Origin of the sequence: Sinorhizobium terangae (genome assembly GCF_009601505.1) — a bacterium.
GTDB lineage: Bacteria > Pseudomonadota > Alphaproteobacteria > Rhizobiales > Rhizobiaceae > Sinorhizobium > Sinorhizobium terangae.
In genome coordinates, this window is the sequence record NZ_WITC01000124.1 from 68382 (window position 1) to 86794 (window position 18413).

19 protein-coding genes are annotated in these 18413 nt (G+C 63.0%); 14 read left to right on the forward strand and 5 right to left on the reverse strand.

All coding sequences use genetic code 11. From position 1 onward, the window contains the following. The first annotated feature begins 9 nt into the window (after positions 1-9). A complete protein-coding gene (locus tag GHK62_RS29540; protein ID WP_153442496.1) occupies positions 10-1251 on the forward strand; it encodes an SAM-dependent methyltransferase in 1242 nt (413 codons plus the stop codon). A 322-nt stretch (positions 1252-1573) separates the two neighbouring features. After that, on the forward strand, positions 1574-2557 hold the full coding sequence (gene mbfA, locus GHK62_RS29545; protein ID WP_153442497.1) for an iron exporter MbfA: 984 nt from the start codon (positions 1574-1576) through the stop codon (positions 2555-2557). 101 nt (positions 2558-2658) lie between these two features. On the opposite strand, the gene GHK62_RS29550 is transcribed toward mbfA, so the two are convergent. Both GHK62_RS29550 and GHK62_RS29555 read right to left on the reverse strand, forming a co-directional pair. After that, complete coding sequence (locus tag GHK62_RS29550) at positions 2659-3279, reverse strand: transglutaminase-like cysteine peptidase (RefSeq protein WP_153442498.1); 621 nt, start codon at positions 3277-3279, stop codon at positions 2659-2661. A 265-nt stretch (positions 3280-3544) separates the two neighbouring features. After that, positions 3545-4354 (reverse strand): alpha/beta hydrolase, encoded by an 810-nt coding sequence (locus GHK62_RS29555; RefSeq protein ID WP_153442499.1) that lies wholly within the window; start codon positions 4352-4354, stop codon positions 3545-3547. A gap of 221 nt (positions 4355-4575) precedes the next feature. Between GHK62_RS29555 and infC the strand changes: the two genes are divergently transcribed. The 9 genes from infC (at position 4576) to pheT (ending at position 13362) form a co-directional block, all read left to right on the forward strand. Beyond that, on the forward strand, positions 4576-5112 hold the full coding sequence (infC, locus tag GHK62_RS29560; protein ID WP_136506618.1) for a translation initiation factor IF-3: 537 nt from the start codon (positions 4576-4578) through the stop codon (positions 5110-5112). Between the two features lie 346 nt (positions 5113-5458). Next, positions 5459-5992, forward strand: a complete 534-nt coding sequence (locus GHK62_RS29565; RefSeq protein ID WP_153442500.1) for a hypothetical protein — start codon at positions 5459-5461, stop codon at positions 5990-5992. A 227-nt stretch (positions 5993-6219) separates the two neighbouring features. Next, positions 6220-6780, forward strand: a complete 561-nt coding sequence (locus tag GHK62_RS33905; RefSeq protein ID WP_184108406.1) for a PepSY domain-containing protein — start codon at positions 6220-6222, stop codon at positions 6778-6780. A 7-nt stretch (positions 6781-6787) separates the two neighbouring features. Further along, complete coding sequence (locus tag GHK62_RS29575; protein WP_153442501.1) at positions 6788-7453, forward strand: response regulator transcription factor; 666 nt, start codon at positions 6788-6790, stop codon at positions 7451-7453. After that, a complete protein-coding gene (locus GHK62_RS29580) occupies positions 7450-8787 on the forward strand; it encodes a sensor histidine kinase (protein ID WP_153442502.1) in 1338 nt (445 codons plus the stop codon). Before GHK62_RS29575 ends, GHK62_RS29580 begins: the two co-directional genes overlap by 4 nt. 193 nt (positions 8788-8980) lie before the next feature. Further along, positions 8981-9184, forward strand: coding sequence for a 50S ribosomal protein L35 (rpmI, locus tag GHK62_RS29585; protein ID WP_014330719.1), 204 nt, complete (start codon positions 8981-8983; stop codon positions 9182-9184). 36 nt (positions 9185-9220) lie between these two features. Further along, the gene (gene rplT, locus GHK62_RS29590) at positions 9221-9625 is read left to right on the forward strand and encodes a 50S ribosomal protein L20 (RefSeq protein WP_153442503.1); all 405 of its coding nucleotides are present in this window, start codon (positions 9221-9223) and stop codon (positions 9623-9625) included. Between the two features lie 192 nt (positions 9626-9817). Further along, the gene (pheS, locus tag GHK62_RS29595) at positions 9818-10900 is read left to right on the forward strand and encodes a phenylalanine--tRNA ligase subunit alpha (RefSeq protein ID WP_153442504.1); all 1083 of its coding nucleotides are present in this window, start codon (positions 9818-9820) and stop codon (positions 10898-10900) included. Between the two features lie 35 nt (positions 10901-10935). Continuing rightward, positions 10936-13362 (forward strand): phenylalanine--tRNA ligase subunit beta, encoded by a 2427-nt coding sequence (pheT, locus tag GHK62_RS29600; protein WP_153442505.1) that lies wholly within the window; start codon positions 10936-10938, stop codon positions 13360-13362. A gap of 248 nt (positions 13363-13610) precedes the next feature. On the opposite strand, the gene GHK62_RS29605 is transcribed toward pheT, so the two are convergent. From GHK62_RS29605 to GHK62_RS29615, 3 genes are all read right to left on the reverse strand, one after another. Next, complete coding sequence (locus GHK62_RS29605) at positions 13611-13988, reverse strand: VOC family protein (RefSeq protein ID WP_153442506.1); 378 nt, start codon at positions 13986-13988, stop codon at positions 13611-13613. Between the two features lie 20 nt (positions 13989-14008). Next, complete coding sequence (locus GHK62_RS29610; protein WP_153442507.1) at positions 14009-14368, reverse strand: nuclear transport factor 2 family protein; 360 nt, start codon at positions 14366-14368, stop codon at positions 14009-14011. Between the two features lie 101 nt (positions 14369-14469). Then, entirely contained in the window at positions 14470-15465 is a 996-nt protein-coding gene (locus GHK62_RS29615) for an aldo/keto reductase (RefSeq protein ID WP_153442508.1), read from the reverse strand. A gap of 199 nt (positions 15466-15664) precedes the next feature. Between GHK62_RS29615 and GHK62_RS29620 the strand changes: the two genes are divergently transcribed. The 3 genes from GHK62_RS29620 to GHK62_RS29630 all read left to right on the forward strand — a co-directional run bounded on the left by GHK62_RS29620 (position 15665) and on the right by GHK62_RS29630 (position 18404). Next, positions 15665-16555: a LysR family transcriptional regulator gene (locus tag GHK62_RS29620; RefSeq protein ID WP_153442509.1), complete on the forward strand. Its 891-nt coding sequence runs from the start codon at positions 15665-15667 to the stop codon at positions 16553-16555. 342 nt (positions 16556-16897) lie between these two features. Then, entirely contained in the window at positions 16898-17668 is a 771-nt protein-coding gene (locus GHK62_RS29625) for an SDR family oxidoreductase (protein WP_153442510.1), read from the forward strand. A 109-nt stretch (positions 17669-17777) separates the two neighbouring features. Continuing rightward, entirely contained in the window at positions 17778-18404 is a 627-nt protein-coding gene (locus GHK62_RS29630; RefSeq protein ID WP_153442511.1) for a hypothetical protein, read from the forward strand. Positions 18405-18413 lie beyond the last annotated feature (9 nt).

The window sequence follows — 18413 nt, forward strand, 5'->3', positions numbered from 1 at the left end:
AGGTTTTGCATGTTCCCATTGTCGCATATGATGAAGTCCTTCATTCGCAAGGGTCGCCTGACGGTGATCGATGCCGATGGCAAGCGCCACGTCTTCTCCGGAGAGCCCGGGCCACACGTGACGATGCGGCTGACGGACAAGCGGCTTTACCGCACCCTCGTCTTCAATGCCGAGCTTGCGGCCGGCGAGGCCTATATGGACGGCACGATGCGCTTCGAGGAGGGCTCGACGCTCCGGGACTTTCTCACGCTGTTCTCGATCAACCGGCTCTCGCTCGGTTCCTATCCGATCCAGAAGGTCTTGCGCGCAATCAAGATGCGCTTCCGCAAGCGCCAGCAGGCAAACCCCAAGGGCAAGGCGCAGCAGAACGTTGCGCACCACTACGATCTCGGCAACGATTTCTACAAGCTCTTCCTCGACGAGAACATGCTCTATTCCTGCGCCTATTTCCGCGCTCCCGACGAGACGCTGGAGGCGGCGCAGCGAAACAAGCTCCGGCTGCTTGCCGCGAAACTCTGCCTGAAGCCGGGGATGAAGGTGCTCGATATCGGCTGCGGCTGGGGCGATCTGGCGCTCTACCTGGCGGCGCTCGAGAATGTCGAGGTTCTGGGCGTGACGCTCTCGAAGGAGCAGCAGGCGCTCGCGTCCGAGCGGGCTCGCAAGGCGGGCATGGCCGATCGCGTGCGCTTCGAGCTCAAGGATTACCGCGACGTCCAGGGCCCCTTCGATCGCATCGTCTCGGTCGGCATGTTCGAGCATGTCGGCGTTCACCACTATGACGAGTTCTTCAAGAAGCTGAATGCGTTGATGCCGGACGACGGGCTCGCGGTGCTACACTCGATCGGGCACATGAGCCCGCCCGGCATGGCGAGTTCGTGGCTGCGCAAATACATCTTCCCCGGCGCCTATTCGCCGGCGCTTTCGGAAGTCTTCTCGGTTGTCGAGCAGAACAGCCTGTGGGTGACCGATCTGGAATTCCTGCGGGTGCACTATGCGACGACGCTGGCTCACTGGGGCAAGCGCTTCGAGGAAAACCGCGACAAGGTGATCGCGATGTACGACGAGCGCTTCGCCAGGATGTGGGAGTTCTACCTGATCAGCGCGGAGATGATGTTCCGCACCGGCAGCCAGCTCGTCTTCCACATGCAATTGTCGCGCTCCCGCGACGCCGCCCCGATCGTCCGCGACTACATCACCGATCAGCAGCGCGCCTATATCGACCAGGAACGGGCGCTCAATCTCGCGATCTGAGTTCTCACCCTAAGCCTTCACCCCTCCCCAACCATCCCCACAAGGCATCCACAAGGGGAAGGGGTTGCTGGTCCGCTCTGTTCACGCCTCAGGGAGACCTGTACGGCAGGCGCGAAGGTTGGAAATGGCAGGGAAGTGTGTCGCGGTGCCTGGCCCTCCCTCTTGTGGGGAGGGGTTGGGGAGGGTCTGTTCTAGGTGCGGGAGAAGGTCGCGGCAGCGAGATGAGCGGGCGTTACTGCGCCGCAAGGCTCGCCCGCACCGAGCCTTGACGCTCCATGTTCCGGCTCCTATTTTTAGAATTATTCTAAAGAAGGTTTCACCAATGCTTTCCCGCCTCTTCTCCCGCTTCAAGCGTCCCTTTCTTTCCTTAAGCGAACAGGAAATCCTGGCGCTGGCGATCTCCTCGGAGGAGGACGATGGCCGCATCTATCTCGCCTATGCGGATGCGCTGCGCGCAAAATATCCGCACTCGGCCAAGGTCTTTGAGGATATGGCGGAGGAGGAAAGCCATCATCGCCAGGCGCTGATCGACCTGCATGTCGCCCGTTTCGGCAACCGCATTCCGCTCATCCGGCGCGAACACGTGCGCGACTTCCCGGAGCGCAAGCCCGATTGGCTGATCGCCGAGATGCCGATCGAAAAGGCGCGCGACGAGGCGGAAGCGATGGAGGAGGCGGCCCACCGTTTCTATGTCGAGGCGGCCGCGCGCACAGGGGATGCGGCGACGCGCAAATTGCTCGGAGACCTCGCAATTGCCGAGAAGTCGCATGAATCGCTCGCCCGCCGGCTTGGCGAGAAGCACACGCCCGAAGATGTGCGAGCGGAGGAAGAGCAGACGTCGCGCCGGCAGTTCATTCTCACTTACGTGCAGCCGGGCCTTGCCGGCCTGATGGACGGATCGGTCTCGACGCTGGCGCCGATCTTTGCTGCCGCCTTTGCGACCCAGGACACCTGGCAGACCTTTCTCGTAGGCCTTTCGGCCTCGGTCGGTGCCGGCATTTCCATGGGCTTCACCGAGGCTGCTCATGACGATGGCAAGCTTTCCGGGCGCGGCTCACCGATCAAGCGCGGGCTTGCCTCGGGCATCATGACGGCGCTCGGAGGGCTCGGCCATGCGCTGCCCTATCTGATCCCGCACTTCTGGACGGCGACGGTGACGGCGGCCGCGATCGTCTTTTTCGAGCTTTGGGCGATCGCCTTCATCCAGAACCGCTATATGGAGACGCCGTTCCTCAGGGCAGCCTTCCAGGTCGTGCTCGGCGGCAGTCTGGTACTCGCCGCCGGCGTCCTGATCGGCAATGCCTGATGCATGCCGCCGCAGTTTCGAGGTAACGCCATGTGGCGAAAAACGACATGAAAAAAGGGCCGCGCAAACCGGCCCTTTTTAATAGCGCGTCTTCTGGCTTGTCAGTTGCCGACCGAGCCGACGACGATCTCGCCGCTGTTGTCGATGGTCACCCAGCGGCCGCTGTTATAGGACGCCTGGCGCTTCAGATAGCGATAAGGCGTTTGTGTCCAGAGCTTCACCCTGTTTTCGAGATTGTCGAGGATGAAGTCGCCCTGCGCGGTGCGGACGGTCAGGACCGCATGGCCCTCGCCATCAGGCTTGCGCACGACGGTCATCAGCAACTGGCTGGCAGAAAAGCCCCGCTTCATCAGCCGGCGACGTTTTTCGAGTGCGAAGTCTTCACAATCTCCGGTGGTGGTCGGGTAGGACCAGACCTCGTCCCTGCCGAAAACCTGCTGGTCGGTCACGGGCGTGATCTCGCGGTTGACCTGAGCATTGATCTGTCGGATGACGGCCCAGCCGCGGTCGGTAACACGCGGCGCGACGGTGGTCTTGGACCGCGCACGGCATTCACCGCGATATTTCTGGCAAAACTCGTAATGCCCGATCGGCTGGGAGGTTACCGAGCCGGTCTGCATCCATGGAGAGGGCCCTGCCTGGGCGGGAATTGCCGTGTTTGCTGAAATGAATACTGCGCAGAAAGCCGCAATGCTTGCCTTAACCCCTGTCCAAGACGTCATACAGATCCCCTGCAACGCGGCGTACCGGCTCTTCCTGTCCGGACCTGTCCGCGCAATCCTGAGTTGACGACAGCTTCTGTAGGATTTCCCCCGACTGCTGCTCTAATCGTTAACAAAGAGTTAATATTGTTAGATCGATGGAGTCAATCTTCTGATTCGCGGATCGGCCGTTATGGTTAAAAACGCCAAGAATTGGCGGCAATAACGCTTGCGCCGCAATGGCATTGCGCGGCGCGCAGTGAAAAGATGCCTCGCTATGCGATCGTCAGGCTTGCGTCAGCATCGCGCCGATCGCCTGTTTCAATTTGGCAATATCCTCGTCGCGCGAGAGCCGATGGTCGCCGTCGCGAATAAGGGTCATCACCACATCGTCCGCCGGCATGTGCTCCATCAGCTTCAGCGCATGGCTGTAGGGCACATCGGGATCGCGCATGCCCTGCAGGATATGGACCGGGCAGCCCGTCTCGACGGGGCCCAAGAGCACGCGATTGGCGCGGCCGTCCTCGATCAGCGCCCGCGTAAAGATGTTGGGCTCGGGGCTGTATTGCGACGGCTCCTCGAAATAGCCGCGTTCGGCAAGCGAGGTTTTCTCGGCCTCGGTGAGATTGGGTTCGATCAGTTCCGCCGTGAAGTCCGGGGCGGGGGCGATCAGTACAAGGCCGGCGACGCGACCCGCCTCGCCGCGCCGTTTGAGCTCCTGAATGAGACGCAAGGCGACCCAGCCGCCCATCGAGGAGCCTATGAGGATCAGGCGCGATGCCGGCGCGGCGTGGTCGATGACCGCAAGGCTTTCCTCGATCCAGCGCGAGATCGTGCCGTCCCGGAAATCGCCGCCCGAGGCGCCGTGGCCGGAATAGTCGAAACGGATGCAGTCGGTTCCGGCTGCGCGGGCATAGTGCTCGACCTCGACGGCCTTCGTGCCGGTCATATCGGAGCGATAGCCGCCGAGCCACACGAGCGCGGGGCGCTGAGAGCGCGGCTCGGTGCGAAAGATCCGCATGGCGATCGTGCGCGCGGATGCACCGCTGCCCACCTCGATCCGCGTGATTTCAGTTTCGGCTGATGCTGTTGACATCGGATGTCCTCTTGAAAGACGGCGGCGGGCGCAAGATTTCCTTCTAAAACAGATTCGCCTATGCTTCGACAGAGGGTGATTTTCCTTGCGAGCCATGCTATTGACTCTGGCGCCGCAATTCACACATTGCCGTCGGTGACAGTTTCAAGCGCTTCGCCTGAGATCGCGCTGACCGTTCAAGCAGACCAAAGATACGTCAATAGCTCGAGGAGAGTACGACCATTCGCAGACCGTTCAAAGCGGACGCCCCGGTTAAAGAGGGACCGCGCTCAAACAAGGAAATCCGGGTCCCCCGGGTTCAGCTTATCGATGCCGAAGGCCAGAATGTCGGCGTCGTTCCGATCGACCAGGCGCTCCGCATGGCGGACGAAGCCGGTCTTGATCTGGTAGAGATCGCACCGAATTCCGAACCGCCGGTGTGCAAGATTCTTGATCTGGGCAAGCTGAAATACGCCAACCAGAAGAAGGCCGCCGAAGCGCGCAAGAAACAAAAGATCGTCGAGATCAAAGAAATCAAGATGCGTCCGAACATCGACACCCATGACTATGAGGTGAAGATGAAGGCCATGAACCGCTTCTTCGAGGAAGGTGACAAGGTCAAGGTGACGCTGAAGTTCCGCGGTCGCGAAATGGCCCACCAGGAACTCGGCATGAAGCTGCTCTTGCAGGTGAAGGACGACACCCAGGCGATCGCCAAGGTGGAAGCCGAACCGAAGCTCGAAGGCCGCCAGATGATGATGGTGCTCGCACCGAAGTGATCGGGAAACCCGTCGCGTTTCCAGCAAGAAGCCGCCGTTAGGCGGCTTCTTCGCTTTTGGCCCCGCAGCATGTTCTCCCCGAGTCGGAGCCGATTAAACCCATTCAGCAATTCCACGTGCTCCAGCGATCTTTGCGCGTCTCTTAAGACGCGCGGCGTTGTAAAGCGCGTCGCGTGAGTCCGATTGAACGCGACGCGCGTTAGATGTGCTCCGCTGTCGCCGATCCTGCCTGACAGAACGCTGACAAGGCGGCTCAGCGAGCTGTCAGCGACGGTATGCCATTCTTCCGGGGTTGGTAGGCGAAGGGAAGGATGGAAACATGCAATCCAAGTTCAGGAATTTGTTTTTGGCGACGACCCTCGGTGTCTTCAGTGCGGCGGCGGGACCATTTGCCTCGTCTCTGCTTGCCCCTGATTCGGCAAATCCTCTTTCGGCCGATGCGGTTGCGAGCGGCAGCGGTTCCGGCAGCGGCAAGTCGGGTGGCGGTAGCAGCGGATCGGGCGGCGGCAGCCATTCCGGCAGCGGCCATTCCGGCGGTCAGGGAAGCAATGGCGGTTCTGGCGGCGGAAATGGCGGTGGCGGTCACGGACAGGACAACGACAATGGCGACGACCGCCGCGCCGGCAATGACGACGACGATGATCGCAGGCGCGACAGGCCGGATCGCCCGGAAGTCGCGTTGAAGGTCCCCGAAGAAAGACTTCGTGGTCTCCTCAATGGCTCGCTGGTCGCCGTCGACAATCTCGGGCGGGTCCTGGAGGTCGAGGTAGAATTCGAGCACGGCGCTCGTTTCGTCACCGTCAAGCCGCACGGGTCGGATGCGCGCCGCAATCCGGGGCCGATCGGGTCCGTCTCGATCAGGTCTGCGCGGACGCCGTGACGGGCACTTCGCGATCGTGACGGCGCGATGAGGTGAGTTGCGAGCCCGGCCGCGCCCGCTTGCCCGAATATCCCACGCTTTGGGTCGCGTGGGATTTTCGACGTCGCGGCGTCCCATAAGCGAACGCGCCGTTCGGCTCTTGCTGTAGGCTTGACGAAGCGCCATCACTGCGACGTATTAACGTCTCCGCGTCCGCGTAGCGGCACCTCTGTCGATTGGTCAATGTCATGCGGGTGAAACGCCGCCTCTTCATTGCGCTTCTTAGCTGCTGCGTTTTCCCCTTGCTGGCGCCGCATCCGGTGGATTTTGCTGCCCATGCCGCAAGCGGCAGCGGCAGCAGCGGCTCCGGCAGCAGCGGCTCCGGCAGCAGTGGCTCCGGCAGCAGCGGGAGCAACAGTGGCTCTGGCAGTAGTGGCAGCAATAGCGGCTCGGGCGGCAGCAACAGTGGCTCGGGCGGCAGCAACAGTGGCTCGGGCAGCAGCAATAGCGGGTCTGGCAGCAGCGGCCACGGAGGTCACGGACAGGATGATGACGGCGAGGACGCCGGCGGCCGCCGGAGTGATCAGGAGCGCGTCCGCGACGCGGTAGTTGAAGGGCGGATCCTGCCGCTCAAGGACGTGCTGCGCCTCGTCGACGAGGACAAGTACGGCGCCGTCATCGGCATCGATCTGAGGCGCTACGGCGGGAGCGACGTCTACCGGCTGACGACCCGTGACGGCAAGGGCGTCATCCGTGATCTCAGGATCAACGCGCGTACCGGTAAATTCATGAATATTCTCGGATTTTGAGGCGGGCATGCGTATTCTTCTGGCCGAGGATGATCCCAATATCGCCGCCCATGTCGCGGCCAGGCTGAGCGTAAACGGCTATGAAGTCGATACCGTCGCCTTTGGCCCGGACGTTTGGGAGAGGGGCGAACAGGATGCCTACGCTGCGATCGTTCTCGATCTTGGCCTGCCTGGCATGGACGGGTTGTCGATTCTAAAGCGCTGGCGCGAAGCGGGCGTGGAGACGCCGGTGCTGGTTCTGACGGCGCGCGGATCCTGGATGGAACGTGTCGACGGCTTCGACGCCGGGGCGGACGACTATTTGCCGAAACCCTTCCGGACCGAGGAGCTCCTCGCCCGACTGAAGGCGCTGCTGCGACGCGCAGGACCGCGCCTGCGCGGCATCAGGGCCGCGGGGCGCTTCACGCTTGACGAGGAAAGGCGGCGGGTGACCTTCGATGGAAAGGTGCTCGATCTCAGCCCTCTCGAATACCGCATGGTCGCGCTCTTCATCGAGCGAAAAGGCCAGGTGGTGACGCAGCTCGAGCTCGCAAGCCATGTTCAGGGGCGGGAGGATGACGCCGCCAAGAACGCGGTTGAGGCGATGATCGCCCGGCTGCGGAAAAAGACGGACAGCGGCGCGATCGAGACGCGCCGGGGTTTCGGCTACATCCTGCCGGACGATCAACCATGATGCGGTCGCTGCGCCTGCGGCTGGCGATTGGGGCGATGATTGCGATCGCATTCGTCCTGCTGATGGCATGGATCTCCTTGAGCAGGCTCTTCACCGACTATGTGCTGAAGCAGTATCGAGCAGAGATGACGTCGATCATCGACACCATTGCCGCCGAGACGACCGCCTCGGGCGGCGGACTGCAGCTGGAACGCGAGCCTGCCGATCCGCGCTTTCGCCTCCCGACAGGCGGGCGCTACTGGCAGATCTCTCCAGCGTCGGGCGAGCCCCAGCGGTCGCGATCGCTGTGGGACGTCGTGATTGATACGGATTCGCCGCCGGTACACGCCTACCAAGGCTTCGCGCAGGTCGAGGGCCCCGACGGCTCGCCGATGCTCGTCCACAGCGAACACCTATCGCTTGGCGACGGACCTGCGGCGGTGTCCTTCACGGCGTATGCGGGCTTTTCCCGCAAGGAACTGGACGACGCGCTTGGCGCATTCCACGACCGCATGCGGCTGATGCTCCTCGCCATGGCTGGCGTGCTTGCGGGCGCGGCTTTTCTTCAGGGTGCAATCGGCCTCATGCCGCTTCAGCGCCTGCGGCAGCGGGCCGCCGCCGTACGTGCCGGTCGGGAGAGCGATTTCGGCACGGCCGGCCCGAGCGAGGTGCAGCCGCTCGTCAGTGAGATCAACATGCTGCTCGCCGAACGCGAGTCTGCGCTCGAACGTGCGCGGGCGCGGGCGAGCGATCTCGCTCACGGCCTCAAGACGCCCTTGACGGTACTGGCGCATCTTGCCGAGCACCTGCCGCCGGACGAGCGCGCGGCCGCGCTTCAGCAGGTGGATGCCGTGCGTCAGCGTGCCGATCGGCAATTGCAGGCCGCTCGCATGGGCGTCGAACGCATGGCCGCGACCACTGTCGCCGAGCTCGGCACAAGGGTGGTCAATGTATTGCGACCGGTCACCGTCGAAAAAGGCATCGCCTGGGAGGTCGACATCGAGCCGGCTCTGTCGCTCGATATCGATCCCGCGGACTTCGCCGAGTGCATCGGCAACTTGCTCGACAATGCGAGCAAGTGGGCGCGCTCGCGTATACGCCTCGGTGCGCGCAACGCCGAGGATTGCGTCGTGATCGAGATCGACGACGACGGACCTGGGGTCGACGATAAGAACCGCGAGTTGGTCCTGAGGCGCGGCGCGCACCTCGACGACCATGGCCCCGAACAGCGCTCTGGCTCGGGTCTGGGTCTCGCGATCAGCGCTGATATCGCCGAGGCCTATGGGGCGACGCTGAGGCTGGCGCGTTCCCCTCTTGGCGGATTGCAGGCCGCGTTGATTTTTCCGCGGCGGTAGCGCGCGCGATCGGGCGGCCGCTGTGCCTGTTTCGCCTCGCGCATTGCCGGCGTTTGCCTGCTTGCGTTTTTCAGGGCGTGCGGTTATAAGCCCCCGTCCGAACGGTCCGGCAGGGCATGCCGTGGCCGTTCTTAACGCTGGAAACGGGCCTCGTCTGCCTGTTTCGCACTATTAAGAACAATGGAGTAGCAAAATGCCCAAGATGAAGACGAAATCGTCTGCCAAGAAGCGGTTCAAAGTCACCGCTACCGGCAAGGTCCGCGCTGCCGCTGCTGGCAAGCGCCACGGCATGATCAAGCGGTCCAACAAGTTCATTCGCGACGCACGCGGAACCATGGTTCTCGCTGAGCCTGATGGCAAGAAGGTCGTCAAGAACTACCTGCCTAACGGTCTCTAAGACGTCTGGCGATTTGGATTTTAAGGAGATCATGACATGGCACGTGTAAAACGCGGTGTGACCGCCCACGCCAAGCACAAGAAGACGCTCAAGGCCGCCAAGGGTTTCTACGGCCGCCGCAAGAACACCATTCGCGCCGCCAAGGCCGCAGTGGATCGTTCCAAGCAGTACGCCTACCGCGACCGCAAGGTTAACAAGCGCAACTTCCGCGCTCTCTGGATCCAGCGCATCAACGCTGCCGTCCGCGAGCATGGCCTGACCTATGGCCGCTTCATCGACGGTCTCAACAAGGCCGGCATTGAAGTCGACCGCAAGGTCCTGTCCGACATGGCAATCCATGAGACGGCTGCATTCACGGCGCTGGTCGAAGCTGCCAAGAAGGCGCTCGCCTACCTCAAGGAAGCCGGCACGGCAAACGAGTTTGAAAGCGCTGTCCGTTAAGCCAGCGTTTTCCCAAGACCGTTTCTGAAATTGTTGGGAAACCCGCGCTGGCAGGGCTGGCGCGGGTTTTTCTTTTCGGCTCGCCAGCAGTGGTCGCAGCCACAGTCGACCCCTCCGACCGACATTGCGCGATCACATTGCTGAAGAATTGAACCGATATACCGAACCATTCCCGCATCGAGGCAGGACAGAATGAGCGAATTGGAAACATTGGAACGAACATTGCTGGCGGAAATCGACGCCGCCGGCGACGAGGGAGCGATCGAGGCGGTGCGCGTCGGCGCTCTCGGCAAGAAGGGCTCCATTTCCGAACTCTTGAAGACGCTCGGCACGATGACGCCGGAGGAGCGCCAGACGCGCGGCGCCCAGATCAATGCGCTGAAGAACACGGTAACGGATGCAATTTCCGCCCGTAAGCTGGCGCTCAAGGATGCGGCAATCGCCGAGCGGCTGGCGCGCGAAACGGTGGACATCAGCCTGCCGGTGCGCTCCTCGCCGGCCGAGCGCGGGCGCATCCATCCGATCAGCCAGATCGTTGACGAGATCACGGCGATCTTCGGCGACATGGGCTTCTCGATCGCCGAAGGGCCGGACATCGAGACGGATTACTACAACTTCACGGCGCTGAACTTCCCCGAAGGCCATCCAGCCCGCGAGATGCACGACACCTTCTTCTTCCATCCGGACGAGAAGGGCGAGCGCAAGGTGCTGCGCACGCACACCTCGCCGGTGCAAATTCGCACGATGGAAGCGCAGAAGCCGCCGATCCGCATCATCATTCCCGGCAAGACCTACCGGCAGGACTCGGACGCTACCCACTCGCCGATGTTCCACCAGGTCGAGGGCCTGGTGATCGACAGGACGGCGAATGTCGCCAACATGCGCTGGGTCCTGGAAGAATTCTGCAAGGCCTTCTTCGAGGTCGATCAGGTGACGATGCGATTCCGCCCGTCCTTCTTCCCCTTCACCGAACCGTCCTTCGAGGTCGATATCCAGTGCGACCGTTCCGGCCCGATCGTCAAGTTCGGCGAAGGCAAGGACTGGATGGAAATCCTCGGCTGCGGCATGGTCCATCCGAACGTGCTGCGCGCCGGCGGTCTCGATCCGGACGAGTATCAGGGCTTCGCCTGGGGCATGGGCCTCGACCGCATCGCCATGCTGAAATACGGCATGCCGGATCTCCGCGACTTCTTCAACGCCGATGTCCGTTGGATGACGCACTACGGCTTCCGCCCGCTCGACATGCCGACGCTCTTCGGCGGCCTCTCCGCTTGACCGCGCGCTGATATTTTTGGGACACAGGTGAAAACATGAAATTCACGCTTTCCTGGCTGAAGGACCATCTGGAAACCGACGCCACGCTCGAGGAAATCTGCGCCCGCCTGACGATGATCGGGCTGGAAGTCGAGGACGTCGACGACAAGGCGGCGTTCAAGCCCTTCGTCATCGCCAAGGTCGTCTCCGCCGAGCAGCATCCGAACGCCGACAAGCTGAAGGTGCTGATGGTCGACGCCGGCAACGGCCAGCCGGTGCAGGTCGTCTGCGGCGCACCGAACGCGCGCAAGGGTCTTATCGGCGCTTTCGCGGCCCCCGGCACCTATGTGCCCGGCATCGATGTAACGCTTTCGGTCGGCAATATCCGCGGCGTCGAAAGCCGCGGCATGATGTGCTCGGAAAAGGAATTGGAGATTTCCGACGATCACACCGGCATCATTGACCTTCCGGAGGATGCTCCGATCGGCACGAGCTATGCGGCTTACGCCGGCCTCGACGACCCGGTCATCGAGATCAACCTGACGCCGAACCGGCCCGACTGCACCAGCGTTCACGGCATCGCCCGCGATCTCGCCGCCTCCGGTCTCGGCACCTTGAAGGCCCAACCGGCACCATCCTTCGCCGTCGAAGGCAATACGCCGGTCAAGGTGAGCCTCGATCTCGGTGAAGACAAGCACCTCTGCCCCGGCTTCGCGCTCCGCCTCGTGCGCGGCGTCAAGAATGGCCCGAGCCCGGCCTGGATGCGCCAGCGGCTGACGGCCATCGGTCTCCGACCGATCAACGCGCTTGTCGACATCACCAACTACCTGACCTTCGACCAGGGCCGTCCGCTGCACGTCTTCGATGCCGCCAAGGTCACCGGCAACCTCACGGTCCGCCGGGCGAAGGAGGGCGAGAAGGTGCTGGCGCTCGACACGCGCGAATACACGCTGTCGCCGGCCAATGTGGTGATTGCGGACGAGGACGGCATCGAGTCGATCGGCGGCGTCATGGGCGGCGAGCACTCCGGCTGCGACGAGAACACCACGGACGTGCTGATCGAATCGGCGCTCTGGGATCCCATGAACATTGCCAAGACCGGCCGCATGCTCGGCATCATCACCGATGCGCGCTATCGCTTCGAGCGCGGCGTCGATCCGGAATACATGGTGCCGGGCCTGGAGCGGGCGACCGAGTTGGTGTTGGAACTCTGCGGTGGAACGGCCGCCAAGCTGGATGTAGTCGGCTACGAGGGGCACACGCCCAAGGTCGTCGACTTCCCGGTTTCTGAGGTGAAGCGGCTGACCGGCCTCGAGGTGTCGACCGAGGAAAGCGTCTCGATCCTGACCAAGCTTGGCTTCGGCGTCGATGGCTCCGGCGAGCGCTTCCGCGTCACCGTACCCTCCTGGCGCCCGGACGTGGATGGCAAGGCGGATCTCGTCGAGGAAGTCATGCGCATTCACGGCGTCGACAACATTGTTGCGGCCCCGCTCGAAAGCCACAATGTCGTCAACGGCAAGATCCTGACGACATTGCAGATCCGCACGCGCCAGGCCAAACGCACGCTCGCCAGCCGCGGCATGCTCGAAGCGGTTACCTGGTCGTTCATTTCAGAAGAGCAGGCGAAGCTCTTCGGCGGCGGCCAGCCGGCGCTGAAACTCGCCAATCCGATCGCCGCTGACATGTCCGACATGCGGCCCTCGCTGTTGCCGGGGCTTCTCACTGCCGCGCAGCGCAATGCCGACAAGGGCTATGGCGACGTGGCGATCTTCGAGGTTTCCGGGACTTATGAAGACGATACGCCGGAAGGCCAGCGCCGTGTCGCCGGCGGTGTCCGCCGCGGTACCGCGTCGCTGAACGGCTCCGGCCGGCTCTGGTCGAATGTGGCCAAGGGCGGCGGCAAGCCGGTCGATGTTTTCGACGCCAAGGCCGATGCCATCGCCGTGCTCGAGGCTTGCGGCGTGCCGATGGGCAATGTCCAGTTCGAGGCCGGTGGCCCGGCCTGGTATCACCCCGGCCGCTCCGGCACGATCAAGCTTGGTCCGAAGATCGTTCTCGGCAGCTTCGGCGAGTTCCACCCGAAGGCGCTCGATGCCCTCGACGTATCGGGCGCGCTTTGCGGGTTCGAGGTCTATATCGACGCCATGCCCGAGCCGAAGAAAAAGGCAACGCGCACCAAGCCGGCGCTGGAGCTTTCGCCATTCCAGGCGGTCAAGCGCGATTTCGCCTTCGTCGTCGACAGGACGGTCGAGGCGGCTGCGATCCTGAGGGCGGCGTCCGGTGCGGACCGCAAGCTGGTGACCGGCGTCAACGTCTTCGACGTGTTCGAGGGGGCCTCCCTTGGCGAGGGCAAGAAGTCGGTGGCGATCGAGGTGACGATCCAGCCGGTCGAACGCACGCTGACCGACGAGGATTTCGAGGCTTTGACTTCGAAGATCATCGCCAATGTGGCGAAGAGCACGGGTGGCGTGCTCCGCGCCTGATGAAACATAAGAGGCCGCCGCAGGAGGCGGCGGGCTTGTTCGGCCAAAAAGTCTGGCAATCCGAGACCGAGACGATGTGTTCTTTGCGCCGCGCTCGCCCCTCATCCGGCGTGCCGGCCACTTTCTCCCCGTTTTGACGGGGCGAAGGGGACTGGTGGCGCCCACTCAGTCCCCTCTCGCCGCAAGCGGGGAGAGGGCCAGGGTGAGGGGCAAGGCGCGTCGCCTAACGATCGGCCCGTCGGAAGCGATCAGTCTAAGGGCTGCATCAACTCAATCCGATTGCCGAACGGGTCGCGGACATACCGGCGGACGAATCCCGCAAGCAACTCGTCCTCCGTTACTTGAAATCCAGCCGCCTCAAGGCGCGCGATCAACGCGAATAGATCATCGACGATGAAGGCGGGGTGCGCCTTGCCGGCGGGTGAGAAGTCCTTCTCGACACCGAGGTGGACTTTGAGTCCGGGACGCTCGAACCAGCAGCCGCCGCGCGCGGCAAGGTTGGATGGTTTCGGCACCTCAGGAATGCCGAGAAGGCCGGAATAGAAACGCCGCGCTTCGCCTTCGCCGCCCTCCGGCATCGCGAGTTGCACGTGATCGATCCCGATCACGATTCCAGCGGCCGACATTGGCTCGTCCGCGCCAGCACTCATGAATGGACGTGCCAGACCTTGTTGACGATCAGCCACCGCCCGTCGACTTTCAGCAGCGAGAGGTAATCCGTATAGCGTGAGCCGGCGAATTCATCGACGACCTTCACGCTCGCCGCGTCACCGGTGATTTGGATCATTTCCACGTCCATGAGCGGCTGTGTTTCCGGCGGTGCCGAGCCTTCCTTCAGGATCGCTGCTATGAAGGCGTCGCGGGTCAGCCACTCGATGGCCCCCTCATAATTACCGACGATCGAGGCGTTCGGGTGGAAGGCCTTGCGCAGCGCCGCCTCGTTGGCGAAGGCCATGCCGTCGACGTAGAGATGGACCACTGCGCTGATCGCCTGCTCTTCGGACATTCCTTATCCTCCTCCATTGGGGGCCGACTGCACTATAGGTAGGGCATCGCAGACGAAATGCGATGCCTACCGCATGCCGGAATGTCCGGAGGTGAATGCGTCTACCGGTTCGTCAGCGCCAACGACGCCTCGGGGTAGCGCTGGCCGGCGACAAGGGCCGGCGACAGGATCTCGGCGAGTTTCGCCAGCTCGGCGTCGGAAAGCACGATATCCGCGGCGGCAACGTTCTCCTCCAGATGCCGGATCCTGCGGGCTCCCGGAATCGGCACGATGAAGTCACCCTGGTTGATCACCCAGGAGAGCGCAAGCTGGGCGGCGGTGATGCCTCTTTGCGCAGCCAGCGTTTCGAGCGTCGAGACCAGGGCCGCGTTTGCGCTCAGGTTTTCTGCCTGGAAGCGCGGCAGCGATCGGCGGAAATCGTCGGCGGCGAGATCATCGACCTTGGCGATCGTGCCGGTCAGCATGCCGCGCCCCAGCGGGCTATAGGGTACGAAGCCGATGCCGAGTTCGCGGCAGGTGGCGAGCACCTCCTCTTCCGGGTCGCGCGACCACAGCGAATATTCGCTCTGCACCGCCGCGATCGGGTGCACCGCATGGGCGCGGCGAATGGTGGCGGCACTCGCCTCCGAAAGGCCAAGCGCGCGCACCTTGCCCTCCTTCACGAGTTCCGCCATCGCGCCGACCGTTTCCTCGATCGGTACGTTCGGGTCGACGCGGTGCTGATAATAGAGATCGATGACATCGGTTCCGAGCCGCTTCAACGAGGCTTCGGCGACGGCTCTCGCATTTTCCGGCCGCCCGTCGACACCCTTGATCGCTTCGGCCGCCGGTTTGCCCGGCTCGATGCGAAAGCCGAACTTCGTCGCGATTGTCACCCGGTCGCGCCGGTCCTTCAATGCCTTGCCGAGCAGCTTCTCGTTTTCATAGGGGCCATAAACTTCGGCCGTGTCGAAGAAGGTCACGCCGAGTTCGACGGCGCGATGGAGCGTGCGGATCGATTCTTGCTCGTCAGCCTCGCCATAGGCGAAGCTCATGCCCATGCAGCCGAGGCCGATGGTAGAGACGGTCAGTTGATTTCCGAGCTTGCGGGTTTTCATGGGAGGTCCTTTCAGGCTGCAACATGGGGAGCGCGCATTCAAGGTACGCCGCGTAGGCGGGCGGTTCGGGCCGATGGATGCGTTCGCAGAGTGGTCTCTTCATCCAGCGCCGACGCCAGATGTCGAGGCGAAGATAGGGCGGTCGTCGATAGTTGAAAATCTCTGTCAATTCTCACGGGTTGTTCTATTATTTCGACCAATGAACCGCACCCAGCTTTCCCAACTCGCCGTTCTGTCCGCTGTCGCCGCGCATGGCAGTTTCCGCGGCGCGGCAAAGGAACTCGGTGTCGCTCCATCCGCCGTCAGCCATGCCGTCGGCAGCCTCGAGGCGAGCCTCGGCGTCCGCCTGCTCTCCCGCACCACCCGCAGCGTCGCGCCGACGGAAGAGGGGCGGCGGCTTCTGGAACGGCTGCGCCCGGCACTCGACGAAATCGCCCATGCGCTGGAGGCTGCGGCCGAGGCACGCGAGCGCGCGGCAGGAAACCTGCGCATTACCGCGCCGCGCTTCGCCGCCGATCTCATCCTTGCGCCTCGTCTCGGCGCCTTTCTCAATCGCTATCCCGATATCGTTCTCGAGATCGCCAACGAGGACGGCTTCACCGACATCGTCGAACAGGGCTATGACGCGGGCATCAGGCTCGGCGAAAGCCTGGAAGCCGACATGATCGCGGTGAAGGTCGGTCCGGACCTGACGAGCGCCGTGGTTGCGGCGCCTTCCTATTTCGAACGTCACGGAAGGCCCTCCCACCCGCGCGATCTCGCCGGGCATCGCTGTATTCGCCGGCGCTTTTCGAACGGCACGCTCTATCGTTGGGAATTCGAGAAGGAAGGCGAGGAGGTAACCGTGTCGGTGGCGGGCCCTTTGATCCTCGGCGAGGACCGCCCGATCATCAAGGCGGCGCTCGGCGGAGCCGGCCTCGCTTATCTCTTCGAAACGCGGGTGGCAGAATACGTAGTCGCGGGCAGACTGGAGCGTGTGCTCGAAGATTGGTGCGCCCCCTATGCCGGGCCTTATCTCTATTATCCCAGTCGTCGCCAGATGCGCCCGGCGCTGAGAGCCTTCATCGATTTCTTCCGGCATGTGGAGTGACGGCGACCGGCGTCTACAGCGCCGCGCGTGTTATGAGACGCGCAAAAGACGCTGTAGTACTTTGCTGCATGTTTTGATCCTTAAATCGGCTACGATTTAAGGAAACATGCAGTAGCGCCGGCCGCCAACGATCATGCAGCCTTCCTGTTCGCCGGTGTCGTTGCGGGCTTTGCGGTAACCCCCCCGCGATCCTGTCGGACCGCGTTTGTTCCGGGCACTGCGTAGATGCGTTCCTCACGTCGACTATCCGGTGAAACCGGCGCTCTCGCGGCCTCGGGAATCGGGTGGCCGCCTCGCGCCGGATCTGCGACTCCTTCGTCGCTATCGAGAAAGGAATCCGTGATGCCAAGACTTGAAGGAAAGATCGCGATCGTAACCGGGGCAAGTTCGGGTATCGGCCGCGCCGCCGCCGTGCTTTTTGCTCGCGAGGGCGCAAAGCTCGTCGTCACTGCGCGGCGCGAGCGCGAACTCACGCTGCTTGCGCGGGAAATCGAGGGCGAGGGCGGTGAGGCCGCCTTCCTTGCCGGCGAAATCCGTGACGAGGCACTGAACGAGGCGCTGGTCGCTCTGGCGATCCGCCGCTTCGGCGGGTTGGATATCGCCTTCAACAATGCCGGGACGGTGGGCGCGATGGGCGAACTCCCATCGCTTTCCATCGACGACTGGCGGGAAACGCTCGACATCAATCTGACGAGCGCTTTCCTGGCAGCCAAGCATCAGCTACCGGCGATGGTGGCCCGTGGCGGCGGCTCGCTCGTCTTCACGGCGAGTTTCGTCGGACACACCGCCGGCTTTCCCGGCACCACCGCCTATGCGGCGAGCAAGGCCGGCCTTGTTGGCCTCACACAATCGCTGGCGGTCGAATTCGGAACGCGGGGCGTGCGCGTCAACGCGCTGCTGCCGGGCGGGACCGATACGCCGTCCAACCACGCGAACCTGCCGGGCGCTAGCCCGGAAACACGAGGCTTCATCGAGAGCCTGCATGCGCTGAAGCGGTTGGCGCGCCCCGAGGAGATCGCCGAAGCCGCGCTCTATCTCGCCTCCGACGCCGCGAGCTTTGTCACGGGAGCGGCGCTGCTCGTCGACGGCGGCGTCTCGATCAACCGGACCTGATCTTGCAATCACCGAGCGCATGGTCACAGTGCGGTCTCGCAGCAATCAGAGCGCAACAGCATCCTTTGCGCGTCCGGTTGGACGCGCGGCGCTGTAGGGAGGTCGGAGCATGAAGAAACCCGGATCGATGAAATCGCTCGAGGACCTCGGTCGCGCCCGGCTCTCGCAGAACTTCTTCCTTCGGGACTTCCTGCATTCCGAGATTGCCGATTTCTATCGCATTCCGAACATTCCGGACGATCCGGACCTCGCCATCGAGGCGGGCAGCAGGCTGTGTGAAGAACTGCTTGAACCGCTGCAGGCGACCTTCGGTCGCCTCCACATCCGCTCGGCCTATCGCAATCGTGCGGTCAACGCTTTCGGTAACGCCAACAAGCTCAACTGCTCCACCAATGCGGCGACGGCGGCCGACCACATATGGGATATGCGCGATGCCGACGGATGCATGGGCGCAACCGCCTGCATCGTCATTCCCTGGGTCTGGGATCGTGAGCGTGAGGACGGCGGCTGGCAGAGCCTTGCCTGGTGGATCCACGACCACCTGCCTTATGCCTCGCTCTGCTTCTTTCCAAAACTCTGGGCCTTCAACATCCAGTGGCACGAGAGGCCGCGCCGCACCATCAGAAGCTATGCCGAACCGCGCGGGCTTTTGACGAAACCGGGCATGGCCAATCACGAGGGCAGCCACGCCCAGCATTATGCGGGCTTTCCATCGCTTGTGACGGTGAGCTCATAATTCTGCCCA